At 76.3% G+C, this 18,171-nt stretch carries 6 protein-coding genes; all 6 read left to right on the top strand.

Translation table 11 applies throughout. The annotated features are described in order from the left end of the window. The first annotated feature begins 9 nt into the window (after positions 1-9). From GA0070621_RS09890 to GA0070621_RS09865, 6 genes are read left to right on the top strand one after another with little or no spacing between them, the layout of a single operon-like run. Positions 10-3,693, top strand: coding sequence for a DUF6603 domain-containing protein (locus GA0070621_RS09890; RefSeq protein ID WP_091193717.1), 3,684 nt, complete (start codon positions 10-12; stop codon positions 3,691-3,693). A 1-nt stretch (position 3,694) separates the two neighbouring features. Then, positions 3,695-8,503, top strand: a complete 4,809-nt coding sequence (locus tag GA0070621_RS09885; protein ID WP_091193713.1) for an FG-GAP-like repeat-containing protein — start codon at positions 3,695-3,697, stop codon at positions 8,501-8,503. Continuing rightward, positions 8,500-13,011 (top strand): hypothetical protein, encoded by a 4,512-nt coding sequence (locus GA0070621_RS09880; protein WP_091193712.1) that lies wholly within the window; start codon positions 8,500-8,502, stop codon positions 13,009-13,011. Before GA0070621_RS09885 ends, GA0070621_RS09880 begins: the two co-directional genes overlap by 4 nt. A gap of 56 nt (positions 13,012-13,067) precedes the next feature. Continuing rightward, positions 13,068-14,903, top strand: coding sequence for a hypothetical protein (locus GA0070621_RS09875; protein WP_091193709.1), 1,836 nt, complete (start codon positions 13,068-13,070; stop codon positions 14,901-14,903). Positions 14,904-14,941: 38 nt separating this feature from the next. After that, positions 14,942-16,741: a hypothetical protein gene (locus tag GA0070621_RS09870; protein WP_091193707.1), complete on the top strand. Its 1,800-nt coding sequence runs from the start codon at positions 14,942-14,944 to the stop codon at positions 16,739-16,741. Next, positions 16,738-17,919 (top strand): hypothetical protein, encoded by a 1,182-nt coding sequence (locus GA0070621_RS09865; protein WP_157739921.1) that lies wholly within the window; start codon positions 16,738-16,740, stop codon positions 17,917-17,919. Before GA0070621_RS09870 ends, GA0070621_RS09865 begins: the two co-directional genes overlap by 4 nt. Positions 17,920-18,171 lie beyond the last annotated feature (252 nt).

The following is an 18,171-nucleotide window of genomic DNA, read 5'->3' as shown; positions in this document are numbered from 1 at the left end:
ACAGCTGCGATGACCGAGCCGAAGAACGCCCTCGCCCTGCTCTGGGACGAGGTCCGGCTGCTCGCCGAGCCGGTGCTGTCCGCGTACGACCCGTGGCGGCGGGCCCGGCTGATGCGCGCGCTCGGCTGGGACCTGGAGGCGGTCAGCGGCTTCGACGCCGCCCGCTTCGAGGAGTGGGCGGCCACGGTCGAGGCGGCCCTCGCCGCGGTGTCGGTGGTCCGCAACGACGCGAAACTCGACACCCTCGACGGGCTCGGCAAGCTCGCCGAGGCGGTCGGGAAGGTGTTCGGGAAGATCAATGAGCTGCCGAGCGTGAAGAACGGCCTGCCCGACGTGCCGGGGCTGCCCGCCGAGCTCGCCGACGACCTGGTCGACCTGCTGGTGCTGACCTACCTGACGCGCCGGGCACCCTGGTCGCTGCCGGTGCTCGACCTGCTCGGCCTGCTCGACCCGGCCACCGCCAACCCGCCCAGCCCGCCGATGCCGCCCGGTGACGCGCCGATCCGGCTGCCCAAGCGCCGCGACGAGTTGCGCCTGGACCGGGTGGTCGACCTGGTCCGCGACCCCGAGGCCTACTTCCGCGCGCTGTACGCCCCGGACGGCTGGAGCACCCCGGAAGGGGTCGCCGAACTGTCCGCCCGGCTGCTGCCTCGGCTGGCCCGGGCGTTGCGGGCGTTCGGCCTCGACGCCGACCAGGGCGTACGCCCCGGCCTCGGTCCGGACCAGGGCGAGGTGGGCCGGCGGCTCGCCGACAGCCTGCTGCGGCTGCGCTTCAGCGGCCTGCGTACGCCCGACGGCACGCCGCCGCCCGGCGCCGGGCTGGCGCCGTGGAACCCCACCTTCGGCGTCGGGGTCACCGTCGGCCTGGCCAGTTGGGACGGCCGGTTCACGGTGATCCTCGCGCCGACCGGCGAGGCGCACCTGGCGGGCGCGATCGGGGCGTGGAACGTCGCCACCGACCTCAGCGGCGCCGGCCCGGCGCTGGCCGTCAACAGCGCGGGGGTGACGTTCAGCGGCGACAGCGCGGTGGTGAAGTGGGCGGCCGAGATCGCCCGGATCGCCCCGGCCGGGCAGCCCGGCTGGATCCTCGGCGCCCCCGGCGGCACCCACCTCGCCGTCGGGCAGCTCGTGATCGGCGGGCAGGCCAGCCTCGGCGCCGGCCGCGACGACGTCGAGCTGAGCATCCGGGCCGGCCAGGCGGAACTGGTGATCCGCCCCGGCGACGGCGACGGGCTGCTGGCCAAACTGTTCCCCGCCGACGGGCTGCGGGTCGGTCTCGACCTCGGGCTGGCCTGGTCGCTGCGGGGCGGGCTGCACCTGTCCGGGGCCGCCGCGCTCGCCGCCGAGTACCCGGTGCACCTGTCCTGGCACGGCCTCGGCGTCGAGGGGCTGCGGATCGCGCTGGAGGCGTCCACCGCCACCCGGTCGCTGAGCCTGACCCTGACCACCACGGTCCGGGCCGCCCTGGGCCCGCTGCACGTCGTGGTGGAGAACATCGGCATCCGCGCCGACCTGACCTTCCCGCCGGCGCTGCCGACCGGCGGCGGTGGCCCGGCCACCGCCGGCAACCTCGGCGCGGCCGACCTGCGCCCCCGTTTCAAGGGCCCGGACGGGGTCGGGCTGCGGATGGACAACGGCATCGTCTCCGGCGGCGGCTACCTCTTCGTCGACGAGGCACGCGGCATGTACGCCGGGGCCCTGCAACTCGGCATGACCTCCGCCATGTCGCCGATGAAGGGGTTCCGGCTCCAGGCCACCGCCATCCTCAACACCCGCAACCCGGACGGCAGCCGCCTCACCGAGGCCGACGGCGGCCACACGTTCTCGCTGCTGCTCGCCGGAACGTACGAGTGGTTCCCCGGGCTGATGCTGTTCTGGGGCATCTCCATCACCGGGCTCGGCCTGGTGGTCGGCTGGAACCGGCGGTCCAACCCGGAGGAGGTGCGCAACGCCGCCCGCGCCGGCACCCTGGACGCGCTGCTCTTCCCCACGGACCCGGTCGGCAACGCGCCCGCCGTCATCGCCACCCTCAGCCGGATCTTCCCGGTCGACACCACCGGCACCGTGCTCGGCGCGATGGTACGGCTGAACTTCCTCGCCGGGCAGGTCGTCGCCGACCTGGCCGTGCTGGTGGAGTTCCCCGACCCGGTCCGCATCCTGCTGCTGGGCAAGCTGGTCATCGACTTCAAGGAGGCCGGCAAGTTCCGGCTCGACTCGGCGGGCATCGTGGACTTCGCCCGCCGGGAGATCAGCGTCGACGCCGCGCTCATCGACTCCAAGCTGTTCGGCCGCCCGGTCTCCGGGGAGATGGCGCTGCGCGCCAGGTGGGGCGAGGGCAGCGCGTTCGCCGTCTCCATCGGCGGTTTCCACCCGCGCTACACCGCCCCGCCCGGCTTCCCGCCGGTCAAGCGGTTCACCATCGCCCTGCAGAAGTCGGGCAAGGGCCTGAACCTGTCGGCGTATCTCGCCGTCACCAGCAACACCGCGCAGTTCGGCGCCGAGTTGAAGCTGCACTTCGAGGGCGGCGGGTTCGTCATCGACGGCCGGGCCTGGCTGGACGTGATGTTCCAGTTCAAGCCGTTCTGGTTCACCGCCGAGATCGGCGCGACGGTGTCGCTGAAGTTCAAGGACAAGGAGCTGCTGGCGGTCAACCTGCTGGTCGGGGTCAGCGGACCCGGCCCGTGGCGGGCCTGGGGCGAGGCCCGGATCAAGTTCCTGTTCTGGGAGGTGTCGGCGAAGTTCTCCTGGACCGACGGGGACATCGCCGCCGACGACGAGCCCACGTACGTCTCCGCGGCAGAGGCGCTGCGCGACGCGCTGTCCGCCCCGGACGCCTGGGCGGCCCGGCCCGCGCTCACCGCCGGCGAGCCGGTCACCCTGCGCGACCTGGCCGGCTGGGCCGGGCCGATGCTGCTGCAACCCGGCGCCCTGCTGTCGGTACGAGAGAACGTCCTGCCGCTGGACACCGACCTGTCCAGGATGGGCACCTCCAGGATCACGGGCCCGAACCGGTTCACCCTGACCGGAGTCAGCGTCGGCGCCGGCGACGACCGGATCGCCGGCCGGCTCGGCGACGTGGTCGAGGACGACTTCGCCCCCGGCCAGTTCCGCGACCTGTCACCGCAGGAGCAGCTCACCACCCCCGGCTTCGTCCGCCTCGCGGCGGGCCGCACGGTGGCGCTGCCCGACGGCACGGCGCTGCCGGAGACCACGCTGACCGCGTTCGCCGCGCTCGGCGACGACTCGGCGTACGACCGGATCATCATCGACGACCCGGACGCCGCCGGACGACCGCTGCCGGCGGCCCGCGGCCTGACGGCGGCCCGCGGCGGCGACCTGCTCGCGCGGTTCGCGGCCACCGCACCGGCCGCGTTCGCCGGCACCCGCCGCTCCGGCCCGGCCCGCTTCGCCGGCCCGGCGCTAGCCGTGACCGACGGCGGCCCCGGCGACGGCGGGTTCGCCGCCGACCCGCCGCACCGCCCCGGCGACGGCGACCCGATCGCCGACCGCGCGCCGCACCGTGCGGCCGGCACCGCCCCGGGGCCCCGGCCGGCCGGGGCCACCGTCCCCGTCCCGCGCCACGACGTCGACACCACCGAACGGTCCCCGTCCCGCCGTGCCGGGGCCCTGCGCCGACCCCGGGTGCGGGTGCCGCAGCCCCGGATCGTCCCCGCCGAACTGGAGGTCCGCTGACATGGGTGGCCTGCGTTTCCTGCCCTGGGTACGCGACGGCGTCGCCCGCGTGGTCCCCGACGTCGACCCGCTGACCGGAGCGCTGCCGCACGCCCGGGCCACGGTCGAGCTCAGCGTCACCGCACTGGGCACCGAGACCGCCACCGGCGAGACCCGCGAGATCACCGGCACCTCCACCGCCGTGCTGCACGGCCCCGGCGACGTCGTCGGCATCGACCCGCAGGAGATCATCCGCAGCTTTCCCGCCCCGGGCGCGGAGAACGTCGAGGTGTCGCTGTTCGCGGCCGTCGAGTTCGACCGCCCCGACCTGCCCTGGCTCTACACACCGGCCCGGCCCGACGCTCGGGGCGCCCTGCGCCCCTGGCTGGTCCTGGTCGTCGTACCTGTCGACGGCGGCGGGGAACTGCGGACCGAGGCGGGCCAGCCGCTGCCCCGGCTCGCCACCACCGTGCGGCAACTGCCCACGCTGGCCGACTCGTGGGCCTGGGCGCACGCCCAGGTGCTGGTCACCGTCGAGGACGAGGACGTCGCCGCGGTGATCGCAACCGCCCCGGAACGTACCCTGTCCCGGCTGCTCTGCCCGCGACGGCTCGCCGCCGGCACCGACTACCTGGCCGCCGTGGTCCCCGCCTTCGCGGCCGGCGTCCGCGCGGGTCTCGGCGAACCGGTCGACGACACCGGGCCGCTCGCACCGGCCTGGGGACCCGGATCGGCGCACCCCGGGCCGGACGGCCCGGTGCTGCTGCCCGTCTACCACCACTGGACGTTCCGGACCGGGCCGGACGGCGACTTCGAGTCGCTGGCCCGCCGGCTGCGGGCCCGGCCGCTGCCGGCCGACGTCGGCCGGCAGCCGGTGGACATCGCCGCGCCCGGCGGCGGCCTGCCGCAGCAGCCCGACGAGGGCGTCGAGGGCCGCTCGGTGCTGGGCTTCGAGGGCGCGCTCGCCGCGCCCGGGATGACCCCGACCGGCTGGGCCGAGGACGTCCGCGCCGCCTGGCAGAGCACCCTGACCGGGCTGCTGCGGCACAGCGCGGACCGGCTCACCCCGCCGCTGTACGGCGACATCCACAGCCAGGAGGACGGGCTGCCCGCCCCCGGCGTCGAACCACGCTGGCTGGCCGGGCTGAACCTGGACCCCCGCTACCGGGCCGCGGCCGCGCTCGGCACCCAGGTGGTGCAGCGGCACCAGGAGGACCTGGCGGCGGCGGCCTGGCAGCGGGCCGCCGAGATCCGCGCCGCCAACGAGCAGTTGCGCCGGGGCCAGGCGGCCCGGGACACCGCCACCGCGCTCTACGCCCGCCGGGTCGACCCCGACGCCCCCGGCGCGGCCGTCGACGACGACCGGCTCGTCGCCCTGACCCAACCGGTGCACGATCTGGTCGACGTGCCGGCCCGCGGACTCGCCGCCGGCTCCGCCGGCCCGCTGGACCGGCGACTGGACGCCAATCCGGGCGCGAAGGCGGCGACGTCGGCCCCGGTCCGCCGGCTGCTGCGCCCCCGGGGGCCGCTGGCCCGCCGCGTGGACGACGACGCCGCGACGACGGCGCTGACCCGGCTGGCCGGCGGCGGGAGCGCGGTGCCGCCGGCCCGGGTCCCGGCCGGCGGCACGGTCCTGGACACCCTGCTCAGCGACGGCCGGGGCGTCGGCGACCTGACCCGCGCGGTGATCGAGCAGGCCGCGAAGAACGGCTGGTGGCACACCGGGACCAGCGGACTGCGCAGCGCCCGCGCCGCCCTGGCCGCCGACGACCCGGTGACCCGGGTCGTCACCAACGGCGGCGACCTGCTCACCGGCGACCGGTTCTTCGTCGGGACGGCCGACGGCCGGTTGTTCGAGCGCCGCCGGTTCGGCCCCGACCTCTGGGTGTGGCACGACCACGGCACCCCGCCGGGCACCACCGTGGCGACCTCCGGCGCCGTCGCACCCCCCGGCCGGGTGTACGTGCGGACCCGCGACAGCCGGCTGTTCGAGCGGAGCTGGGACGGCGACCGCTGGGTGTGGACGGACTGCGGAGCCCCGCCGACCGGGGTGCACAGCCGGCCCGTGGTCGGCGGCTCGGTGCTGTACGTCCTCGGCGGCGACGCCGCCCTGTGGCGCTTCGACCCGGCGAACCGTTCCTGGACGTCCCTCGGCACCCCGGTCGGCGGCAGCGAGCGGCTGTGGGGCTCGCCGCGTCCGTCCTTCGTCGGCGTCCTCGTCGCCACCAGCGCGAACCGCCTCTTCGCCCACAACGGACAGCAGTGGCGGCAGTTCAACGGGCCGGCCGTCTGGGGTTCCCCGGCCGCCGAGCACTCGTATCCGGGATCATCGCCCCGGCTCGGCATCTCGTACGTCACGCCGAACGGGCAGCTGGTGTCGCTGTACGGGGACGGCAGCACGCAGCAGCACGACCCGGTGCCGGAGGGCCGCCGGGTGATCTCGCTGGCCCAGGACGCGCCACCGTTGGGCCACGAGGAGGGGCCGGCCATCGTCGTCCTCGCCGCGAGCACCGCCAACCCCGCCGACGTACGCCTGATGCGCCGCTTCGTCTGGTACCACGACCTGCACGAGCGCTACTACTGGGGCTGGGACGCGGTCACCACGGCGACCCCCGCCGGCGGGCTCGGTACGCACCGGCCCGGGCCGTTCGCCGGCGACTCGCGCGAGGGGGAACTCTTCGCGGTCACCGCCGACGGCCGGCTCACCTCGTACCGCTGGGGCTACCCGTTCGGGACGAGCTGGGTCGACCATGGCACGCCGGCCGACACGCGCGGCGCGGGACCGGTCGACGCGCCCGCCCCCGCCGACGTGCGGTTCACGCCGAAGGTGGGGCTGCTCGCCTCGCTGCTGTTCACCCACACCGTCGTGCAGGGCGCCGGCAGCCGGCCCCGCACCCAGATCGCCCACAACATCGGCGACGACGGCGTGGTGCAGGAGCCGGCACTGACATCCGCGGTGGACGGACCGCCGATCCCGGCGATCGCCCGGGCCACCGCCACCACCCTGGGCACCGTCGCGCCGGCCGGGCGTCCGACCCTGGTCACCGCCGCGCTGCTGCCCGGCACGGCGGCCGGCACCTGCCGGATCGCGTACTGGCTCGGCCGCAACGCCGACGCGAACGGGACCGCGACCGGCGGCTGGACCGGCCCGTACGAGCTGCCGGACCCGGTCGGCGCGGACGTCGCCGGGATCGACGTGGCCCTCGCCGACCTGGACGGCGACGGCCGACCCGAGCTGATCGTCGCGTACGCGGCGGACCGCCCCGGCCGCGCTGACAACCGGGTGTTCTACCGGATCGGCTGGCGACTCGACGACGACGGCCGGGCCACCAACGGCTGGACGGACTCGCTGCCCACCCCGATGCAGCTCGACCGGTTCACCGGGGTCGGCATCGACGTCGTCGACATGACCGGTGACCATGTGCCCGACCTGCTGGTCTTCGCCACCGGCACGGTCGGCGCCACGCCGGTGGCCCGCTACCTCACCGGGCGCGGCGTGAACCGACGTGGCCGGGTGGTCGGCGGGTGGACCGCACCCCGGGCGGTGCCCGACGAGACGGCGACCGCCCGCGCGGACGGCGCCGGGATCGCGGTGGCCGACATCAGCGGCACCCGCCGCCCGGACCTCGTGGTCGCCCGACGCACCGGCGCCACCGTCGGCTACCGGGTCGCCTTCGACCTCGACCCGGACGGCGTACCGGTGGACTGGAGCCCGCCGGTCACGGTCACCGGGGCCGCCGACCCCGGCGCCCGGGGCTGCACCGTCGCCGTGGCCGACCTGCGCGCCGACCTGGTCGCCGACCGGGCGAAGATGGGTGACGACTTCATGGCCGCCGCCGCCCGCCACCAGGGCCGGCTCGCCCCCGCCCAGGCGCTGGCCCGCGACCACCGCCCCGCCCCGGTCGACGTGGCCACCGCCGCCGCCGCGGTCCGCGAGACGGTACGCCCGGAGACCGCGGTGGCCGGCGAGGTGCTGGCCGGGCTCGCCCTCGGCGACGGCGATCTGGTCGACGCCCTGCCCGACAGCGGCGACCCGCTGCGCCGGCTGCTCGCCGGGGTCACCTTCGACGTGCCCGCGTACGAGCTGCTGCGCGGGCTCTCCCAGGAACACGTGGTGCCCAACCTGCCGGCGGTGGCCCCGGAGACGATGACCGCGCTGGCCGCCAACCCCCGGTTCATCGAGGCGTTCCTCGTCGGCCTCAACCACGAGATGAGCCGGGAGATGCTGTGGCGGGAGTTCCCCGCCGACCCGAAGCAGACCTGGTTCCGGCAGTTCTGGGAGGTACGCGGCGCCATGTCGGCGGGCGCGCCACTGACCGACATCCCGCCGCTGACCGACCCGGCCTGGCGCAACGGGCCGCTGGGCGGGCACCTCACCGCCGTCGGCGCGCCCGGGGAACAGTCGCTGGTGCTGGTCATCCGCGGCGAGCTGCTGCGCCGCTATCCGTCCACCGTCGTCACCATGCGGGCCGCGACCTGGACCGGCCCGCAGGAGCGCACCCCGACCGGGCCGGACGTGCTGCCCATCTTCAACGCCTGGCTCTCCCCCGACCTGCTGCTGTTCGGCTTCCCGTACACCGCCGAGGTGGCACGCGGCGCCGGCCGTCAGGCCGACGGGCCGGCCGGGCACTTCTTCGTGCTCCGCGAGCAGCCGGCCGCACCCCGCTTCGGGGTGGACCGCACCGGCGACCCGCCGCCGCCGGACGCGGTGGTCTTCGCCGCCCGGCCCGGCCGCAACGCCGCCGACGCCGCGCTCGCGCTGCTGCAACGCCCCGTCCTCCTGGCCCGCCACGCCAGCGACCTGCTACCGACGCCGGAGAGCCAGCCATGAGCACCACCTCGTACGCCGCCGACCGGCCGCCGCTGTCCGGGGCGCTCACCGGGACCCCGTGGACGCTGGCCGCCACCGCCCCGGCCGTCATGCTGCCGGTACGCCTGGAGACCCGGTTCGCCGGCGCCACCCTGAAGATCCGCGTCTACCCCGACCAGATCCACGTCGACGACCACGAGCCCGGACTGACCGCCGAGGAGGTCGCCGCCGGGCGGGCGTACTGGGGGGACGGGCAGCCGGGCGGGCCGACCGACGCCCCCGACGAGGCGGCCTGGAACGACCTGGTCCGCCGCTTCGGCACACCCCGCGCCGCCTGGATCGCCCGGGTGCTGGAACCGGTCGGCGGGGCCTTTCCCGACCCGCTGCCCCGCCCAGGCCCGTGGTGCGAGCCGGCCCGGGCCCGGCTGCTGCCCACCCAGTGGTACGCGGTCGGCCGCACCGCCGGCGGCAAACTCTTCACCGGCACGTCCGGCCCGGTCACCCGGGACCTGCCGGTCGGCCCGAGCCCGGTGCTCACCGGCGACGGCAGCATCGACCGGCTCGCCGACGAGGCACCGCCCGTCGACGACGGGATGCGGTGGACGGTCGACTTCCCCACCGCCGTCGCCGCCGGCATGGCGTTCACCGTCACCGTCCCCGTCGACGCCAAGGGCCAGCCGGAGCCGGTGGAACGGCTGCTGGTCTTCGGGCTGGACAGCACCACCGGCCCGACCGGGTCCGCCGAGGCGCTGGCCCGGCTGCTCGAGGCGCACGCCGCCACCGACGGGCTGGCCTTTCTCGCCCCCGACACCCCCACCAACAACACCGACACCGACACCCCGGCGGCCACCCCGACCGCCACGCCGGTGACCACCGGAGACAGCGCGGCCGGGGCCGCCGCGCCGGAGTCCGCCGCCGCCCTGGTCGCCGGCGCGCTCGGCGTCAGGCTGACCGCGACCCCGGGCGACGCGCTCACCGCCGCCCGCCGGCAGCCGGCCCGCACCGGCGCGCCGACCCCGCTGGCCCGGGCCACCGGCGCCACCGCCGTCGACCGGCCGGCCGGGCGGCTGGTCCGCCGGCTGCTCTGGCCGGCCAGCCTCGGCGGCCTGCTACGACACCTGCTGCCGGTGGCCACCCCGGCCGAACAGGCCGCGGTACGCGAACACTTCGTCGACCACGTGCACGCCGAGGGTCCACTGCCCACGCTGCGGGTGGGCCGGCAGCCGTACGGGCTGCTGCCGGTGGCCAGCCTGCGCGACTGGCAGCCGACCGGACCGGGCGAGGCGAGAGCGGTGGCGCTGCTGAACAACCTGTGGCGGCGGGTCTGGCTGCCCTCCCCCGTGCCACGGATCGTGCCCGGGCTCGCCGACCCGGAGGGCACCCTGCTGGAGATTCTCGCCACCGACGCCCGGGTGCTGGAGGTCCGGGCCCGCAGCATGCTCGGCAACGAGTACGTGAGCTGGCTGTGGCGCTTCGCCCGGCTCGACCTCGGGCCGGACTGGCGCGAGCAGGTGGTGGAACCGGCCCGGGACCTGCTGGCCGCGGTCGGGCTGGGCGGCCCCACCGATCCCCGGCTCTCCCTGGCCGTCTTCGCCAGGCAGGCGTACGCGCTGGGCACCCCGCTGCTCGACGGACCCGGGCGACCCCGCGCCGACCGGGTCCAGGCGTACCTGGCGGCGCTGTCCGCCGTCGGGCTGCGCGGCGACGAGATCCCGGTCAGCCCCGGCGACGGCCCGGTGCCGCTGTTCCACCGGCTGCTGCGGGCCGCCCTGATCGCCGAGCACTCGGCCGCCGCGCACGCCTTCGCCACCGAGGCGGGACTGCCCGCGGCGGCGGAGATCCCGGAGCCGGAGCTGGTGGACATCCGCCCGCACGACCGTACCCGCGTGCTGCGGAGGCGGCTGGACACGCCGGTGCCGGACACCTCCGAGCCCGTCGGCAGGTACCTGGCCGGCGTCCAGAGCGATCCCCGGCAGGTCCGCGCCACCGCCGACCTGCGGGCCTTCCGTACCGCGCTGACCGGGCTGCGCGACGCCCTCGACGCCGGGCTGCCCACCGCCGACCTGGAACGGCACGTGGCCGGGACGCTCGGGCTGGCCAGCCACCGGCTGGACGCCTGGATCACCTCGCTGGCCACCCGGCGGCTGGCCCAGCTCACCGCCGGCCCCACGCCCGGCGTGCACGTCGGCGGCTACGGCTGGGTGGTCGACCTCGCACCGGCGCCGAAACCCACCATGGTGGACCGCCCGACGGACATCCCGGAATCGGTGGCCCCGGCGAAGCTGCCGCTGGCCGCGGCCGGCGCCGGGCACGTGCACGCCCCCTCTCCGGCCCAGGCGGTCACCGCGGCGGTGCTGCGCAGCGCGTCCCGCAGCCACGGCGGCGACCCGGCGCTCGCGGTGGAGCTCTCCTCCCGCCGGGTCCGCCTCGCCGAGCAGCTCCTCGACGGGGTACGCGCCGGCCAGAGCCTCGGCGCGCTGCTCGGCTACCGCTTCGAACGCGGCCTGCACGACCACCCGGCCGGCCCGTGGGACCAGCTCCTGCCGACGTTCCGCGCCCTCGCCCCGGTACGCGCGCACCGCGTCGACCCGACCGACGACGGCGGCGCCACGATCGCCGTCACCGTCGAGTCGACGGCCACCGTGGACGGCCTGGAGCTGCACCGGCTGCACCAGGCCGGCCAGCTCGACCAGTGGCTGCGCAACCGGCCGGCGGTCGAACGCGCCGCCGTCACCACGGTCCTCGCCGACCTGGCCGACGCGGTCGACGCGGTGGCCGACACGCTGCTCGCCGAGAGCGTGCACCAGCTCGCGCTGGGCGACCTGAACCGGGCCGCGGCGGCGGTCGACGCCGCCTCCGGGGCGGCCACCAACCCGCCGGAGCTGCACGTCACCCGTACCCCGGTCACCGGGACGGCGCTCACCCACCGGGTGCTGCTGCTGGTCAACGTCGACGACCGCTTCACCCGGCTCCGGCAGGACTGGCCGGCCGGGCGCGGCGACCACCCGCGCATCGCCGGCCCCGCCGTGGACGCCCTCACCTCCGTGCTGCTGCCGCCCTCGTTCCGGGTGTTCTGGCGCTACCGCTGGCACGCCCCGGACGGCGTCACCGCCACCGTCTGGCGGCCGGCGAGCCTGGACCGGATCCAGACGCCGGCGGTGGACCTGCTCGCCGCACCGCCGCACCCCGGCCACCAGGACGACGCCGAGCTGGACCGGCGGATCGCGCTGGACGCCTGGGGGCCGCTGCGGCCGGCCGAGGTCGGCGACGACTGGACACTGGAGCTGGACTACGGCCGGGATCCCGGCTGGCCGCTGGACCGGGTCAGCCTCGCCGAGTTCCTGCACGCGGTCAACGTGCTGCGCGACCTGTACGGCCGGTCCCGCCCGGTGGTCGCCGCCGACCTCGGCGCCGACCCGTCGGTCCCGCCGCAGGTCGACGAGAACACCAGGGCCCAGGCCGACGAGACCTGGCAGGCGGTCCGGAAGACCGCGGCCGGGCTGGCCGCGCTGCCCGCAGCGCCGGAGCCGGGCTGGCCCGAGGCGACCGCGCGGGGCCTGCTCACCGTCGCCGCCGGCCTCGGCGTGCTCGGCGCGGTGCCGCCGCCCCCGCGCCCGGACAGCGCCGGGGCGGTCGCCGACACCGCGGCCACCGCCCGGTTCGAGCTGGACCGCCGGCTCGCCGCGCACTGCCGGGTGATCGCCGAGCTGCACGACCGCACCCCGTGCCCGCCCGGAGCGTGCCGATGCGTCCCCGCCACCGACTTCGACCGGCCGGACGCGCCGCCGGCCCGCCGCCGGGAGGCGCAGATCGCCCGCCTGCGGGCCCTACTCGGCCCGGACCTGCCGGTGTTCCCGCGGGCCAGCGCGCCACAGCCGGCGCAGCTCGCCACCGCCCTGGCGGCCAGCGACGCGCTCCAGGGCGGCTCACCCCATCCGGTACGCCGCTGGCTGTCCCGCTACGGCCGGGTCCGCCCGGCGGTCGGCCGGCTTCAGGAGGTGCTCACCACGGTCGACGCCCTCGGGGCCGGGGGCGTGGTACGACTACCCGCCACCGTCCGGGTGGCGCAACTGCCGTACGCCCCGGGCGACCGCTGGGTCGGCGAGGCGCCGCCGAGGGCCGGCACCGAACCACTGTCCCTGGTGGTGGTCGCCCCCGGCGGGATCGACCCGACCCGCCCGGTGCACGGCCTGGTGGTCGACGAGTGGACCGAGGTGGTGCCGGCCGGGCGGGTGCAGACCGGGCTCACCTTCGAGTACGACGCGCCCGGCGCCGCCGCCCCGCAGGCGGTGCTGCTGGGCCTGGCGCCGCGGGGTGCGACGAGCTGGCAGCCGGGCAACCTCGCCCAGGTGCTGGAGGAGGCGTTGGACCTGGCCCTGGCCCGGGCCGTGGACGTGGACTCCCTCGGCGCGGCCGGGCAGTTCCTGCCCGCCCTCTACTTCCCGACCAACGTGGCCGAGACCACGACCACCACCGACTTCGTGCCGGACGCGACGCTGACCCCGCAGGGCGGAACGGAGACCCCGTGAGCGCGAGGAGCGAGCCGGATTTGCGAGCCCCGCGGTCGCAAACAGAGGAGGGCTCAGTGACCACCGCCGAACAGCCGCTGGCCGGCACCGATCCACCGTCGGTCACCACCTGGACCCGGTTGGAGCCGCGTACCCGACGGGCCGACCTCGCGCCGGCCGTGGACGCCCGGATCGCCGACCCGCTGTGGCTGCTCGCCCGACAGTGGCAGCTCGGCGAGTTCACCGGCGAGGACGGCGGCTCGCCGGTCGCCGCCCGGGTGCACGCCGAGGTGGCCCGCTTCACCCGCTACCGGCCCGGCCCGTACGCCGGGGCGGTGGGGCTGCCCGCCGGGGTGCCCTGGGAGACGCTGGTGGAACGGGAGGCCGCCGCGACCGCCGGGGACCTGCGCTTCGCCGTGGAGAGCGGCCAGCAGTTACTGCGGCTGCTCGCCGCCGCCGGCGCCGGCGAACTGGCGCCGGCGGTGTGCGCCACCTACCCGGTGCCGGCCAGCCCACCCGACGGTGCCTCGGCGGCCGACCCGGAGACCGTCGGCTACCTGCGCGTCGCCGCCGGGCGGGTGCCGCACGGGGAGCTGGCGCTGCGCGCCTGCGCCGACGACCGGTTCATCCGCGAGGTGGGGGTGCCCGCCGCGCTGCTCGCCGCCGCCCGACAGGCGGTCGCCGACTGGCTGAGCTGGCTGGGCGTACCGCCCCGACCGGCCGGACCGCCCCCCGGTTACCTGCTGCAACTGCCGGGCGTACTGTCTCCCGGCGGCTCCCGGCCGGCCGCGCCGCCGTGGCCGCCGGCCGACTTCACCCCGCTGTTCAGCACCCCCGGCCCGGAGGGGTCGGCGTGGCGGCGCGAGCGGATGGAGTACGAGGCCGCCGTCGCCGCGCACGACGGCCGGGCCGAACTGGTGCTCACCGCGCGCGAGTACGTCGGGAACCGGCTCGACTGGTACCACTTCGACCGCCAGCCGGGCACCACGCTGGAGGCCCGGGCGGACGTCGACGACGTGGTGAAGGTGTTGCTGCCCACCCCGGTGGCGTACGCCGGCATGCCGTCGACCCGGTTCTGGGAGCTGGAGGACGCCCGGATCAACCTGGCCGGTGTCGGCGCCGGCGCGGGCGACCTGGCCCGGATGTTCGTGGTCGAGTACGGCCTGGTCTACGCCAACGACCACTTCCTGCTGCCGCTGGAGCTGCCGGTCGGCTCGGCCACCCGGATCCGCTCGCTGCTGGTGACCGACACCTTCGGCGGGCAGACGCTGGTGCCGGCCGCCCCGGAGTCCACCGCGCTGTTCCGGCCCGCCAGCACCGCCGGCGGCGGAACGGCCGACGTGCTGGTGCTGCCGGCCACCGCCGCCGCCACCCTCGACTCCGCCCCGGTGGAGGAGGTCCGCCTCGGGCGCGACGAGACCGCCAACCTCGCCTGGGCGATCGAACGGATCGTCACCGGTGCCACCGGCCGACCGATCGACCGCACCGCCCAGGTCGCCCGGGCGGCCGTGCCGCCCCGCCCGCCGGCCGACGCGGACGTGCCGGCGCTGTCGTACGCCTTCGCCACCACCGTGCCGGAGAACTGGGTGCCGCTGCTGCCCGGCCCCACGCAGGACCGCCCGGACGTGGTCCGGCTGCGCCGGGTTCCGCTGCAACAGCCCGCCCGGGACGGGGACCCGGTCGCGGTGACCGGCTACAGCCGGCTGCTCGACTGGCGCGAACGGGACGGGCGGCTGGTGGAGCTGGCCTTCCCGGAGGAGGAGGTGCCGCGCGCCGGAAGCCGGATGCTGCGGCAGTGGCAGCTGGCCCGGTGGACCGACGGCTCGGTGCATCTCTGGCTCGGCCGCGCCCGGCACGCCGGGGCGGGCGAAATCTCCAGCGGCCTGCGCTACGACACCGTCCAACCGCGCTGACCACCCGCCCGCGACCGACACAGACAGCGGAGAAACGCATGACGATCATCTGGAAGAAGGACCTGCCGCTGCCGATGGCACGGCCCCGGTACTACGACTACGAGTACCTGCGCGCCGACGACCTCACCCAGGCGTTGGACTACCTGCTGGCCCGGCAGAACCTGGCCGCCCGGCTGCTGCGGCCGATGGGCGTGGTCAGCGGCCTGGAACTCACCGCCACCGGCAGCGACGTGACCGTCGGCCAGGGCGTCGCGGTCGACGGTGACGGCATCGTCATCGTGGTGCCGGAGAACCGGCGCACGACGCTGCCCGGCGACGGCACCTTCTTCGTCTGGGTGGAGTACCGCGAGTTCCTGACCGACCGGCGGGACGAGGGCGGGGTCGCGGCGGAAACCCGGTGGACCGAGGAGGGGCTGGTCAAGGTCAGCGCCACCGCCCCCACCGACCCGGCGCACGCGGTGCTGCTGGGCAAGGTGACCCGGGCCGGTGGCACGGTGACCGTGCAGAGCACCGGCCGGCAGGTCGCCGGGCTGCGGGTGCCCGTCGGCGCGATCGTCCCCGCCGTCGGCGCCGGGTCGCAGGCCGGCATCACCTTCCCCCCGGACCCGGGCGGCGGCTCCGGCGACGAGGCGTACATCCGCTACTGGCCGTACGGCGGGGAGAACACGATCCTGCGGATCGCCAACAACAACGACCCCGACGACCTCATCGCGTTCCACCAGTACGGCGCGGACCGGCTGCGCATCGGCGGCGGCATGCTGCACCTGGGCAGCCTGGAGGGCGCGACGGTCAGCACCGGGCAGGTGGTCTCCGCGCTCGGCTTCTGGGGACCGGGGGTGCAGCACGCCCAACTGTCGTTCCGCGCCGGCAAGGGCTTCGAGCTGGTCGACCGCAGCGCCGACGGCCCCAACCTGGCGTACACCGAGGGCAGCAAGCCCTACGCCGACCTGGGGGTACGGGAGCTGCGCGCGGCGACCCTGCGCGGGCGCGGCGGGCTGTCGGTGACCGCCGAGGGCAACCTCGGCATCCGGGCCACCGGCGGGGTCACCGTCGTCAAGGACGCCAACGGCACCGGCGACCTGAGCGTCCAGGGCGCCCTCAACCTGGGCGGCAACATAAACGTGCCGGCGGACAACTTCATCATCGGCGCCGGCCGCATGCACACCAAGGGCCCCGAGCGGCTGCACCTGCTCAACCGCAGCGGGGTCTGGGTCGGCTACTCGGGAGACGGCGCACCCGACGCGGGCTGCCTCTGGGTGGAGAAACGCGGCGAGTTCGGCGGCGACGTGACCATCAAGGGCAAGCTCAAGGTCGGCCCGGACACGCCGCCGCTGGCCTCGTGGAGCGGCGGCGGCATCAGCACCTTCGACCTGTTCTCCTCCGGCGCCATCTACCTCGGCCTCAACGAGGGCAGCGGCTACACCATCAGCCTCAACGCCGGCAGCGGCGTCATCAAGGGCAAGTCCAAGCAGTTCGCCATCGACCACCCGCTGGACGGGCCCGACGCCACCGAACGCCGGCAACTGATCCACGCCGCGCTGGAGGGACCGGAGAACGGCGTCTACTACCGGGGCGAGGGTCGACTCGAAGGCGGCGTCGCCACGGTGGAACTGCCCGCGTACTTCGAGGCGCTGACCCGCCCGGAGGGCCGCACCGTCCAGCTCACCCCGGTCTTCGAGGACGACGAGCCGGTCTCCCCGCTGGCCGCCGGCCGGGTCCGCGACGGCGTCTTCCGGGTCCGCACGGTCGACGGCTCCCCCGCCTCGCACGCCTTCAACTGGGAGGTCAAGGCCGTCCGCGCCGACCTGGAACCGCTGGCCGTCGAGGTGCCCGCATGATGCCGACCGGCTGGTGCCCGGGTACCCGCACGGTGACCGGCATGCTCGCCACCTACCCGGGCACGAGCTGCGTACGGATCTTCTTCGGGCCCGGCGACGGGCTGCCCGCGTCCGCCTGGACCGACCAGCGGCAACGGCTGGCTCAGGCGCCCGCCGCCGCCGACGTGATCGTCTCGCACAAGGACCCGGACGTGGACGCCGCCGCGTTCGTCGCCGCCTGGCAGGCCACCGGCCGGACCGGCCGGCTGATCCTGGTGCCGCACCACGAACCGGAACAGCAGACCGGCGGCGACCCGACACCGGAGGCGTTCCGCCGATCGTGGACCGCACCCGCGCCCAGGTGGGCGACCACCCGGCCCGGCACGACGGCCGGTTGCGGCTCGCGGTCTGCTGGACCCTGCAATGGGTACGCCGGGTCGACGCCGGCGGACGCCGGGCCAACGACTGGCGCACCTGGTGGCCCGAACACGAGGCCGACGCGGTCGACCTGGTCCTCGCCGACTGGTACCCGTACGACCCGAAGGCCCGCAACCCGTTCCGCCCGGCCGGCTACGAGGACCCCGCGACGGCCCTCGCGATCATGGTCGGGCTGGCCAGGGTCACCCGCCGGCACCACGGCCCGGGCCGACGACGGCTGGACCCGCCGGCCGTACGCCGGCACCGATCCCGGATCGGGCCGGCTGCACCTGGGCATCCGGGCCACGGACGCAGCCGAACGGGACCAGCGCGCCTGGGGCCTGGTCGACAACGCGGGCGCTACCGACGCGGCACGGCTCCTCGCCCTGCTGAAGGACCCGACGGTGGCCACCCAACTGCGCGCCCTGCCGTGGCAGTACGTCGGCGGGGGCATCCCGAAGGGCAGGTCCACCCTCGCGGTGCTCGACGAGATCCTGCAGACGGTCCGCGTCATCGGCGAGGCCGTCGCCCGGCAGGCCGCGGACCCGACACCGGTACGGGCGGCGCTGGCCCGGCTGCCCGAACCGCGCACCGACGGCGACCCGGGATCCGGTACGCCGGCCGACAGCTCTCCGGCGCCCGCCGTGCCGGGCGACGTCGAGGTGCTCGCCGACGCGCTGGCCGCGCGGGTGCTCGCCGCGCTGCCCGCCGACGCCGCCGGCCTGTCCAGAGCGGACCTGGCCACCGCTCTGCGCGCCGCGCTGGCGGACCTGGCCCGCTGACCTCCCGAGAACGACCGGACCACCGGCGACACCTGGGCGGCGCCCGGTCTCGTGCCAGAAGCGTCCGGCGGTCCGCTCCACCGAACGTGCCGACCTGGCACCGCCCCGCGGGCGACCGCCCGCCACCCGTCCGGCCGGCGGGTCCCGGCGGACGGCGGCACGGCTTCTCGATCGGCGGGATGCGACCACCGCTCGGGTCTCCGCGCCGCCGATAGCCGACTCATCCCTTGCCGCCGTGACCAGGTATTTCGA

The organism is Micromonospora narathiwatensis (assembly GCF_900089605.1).
GTDB classification, from domain to species: Bacteria; Actinomycetota; Actinomycetes; order Mycobacteriales; family Micromonosporaceae; genus Micromonospora; species Micromonospora narathiwatensis.
Note: the sequence above shows the minus strand (reverse complement) of the source record. Positions and strands in the feature narration are given on the sequence as shown.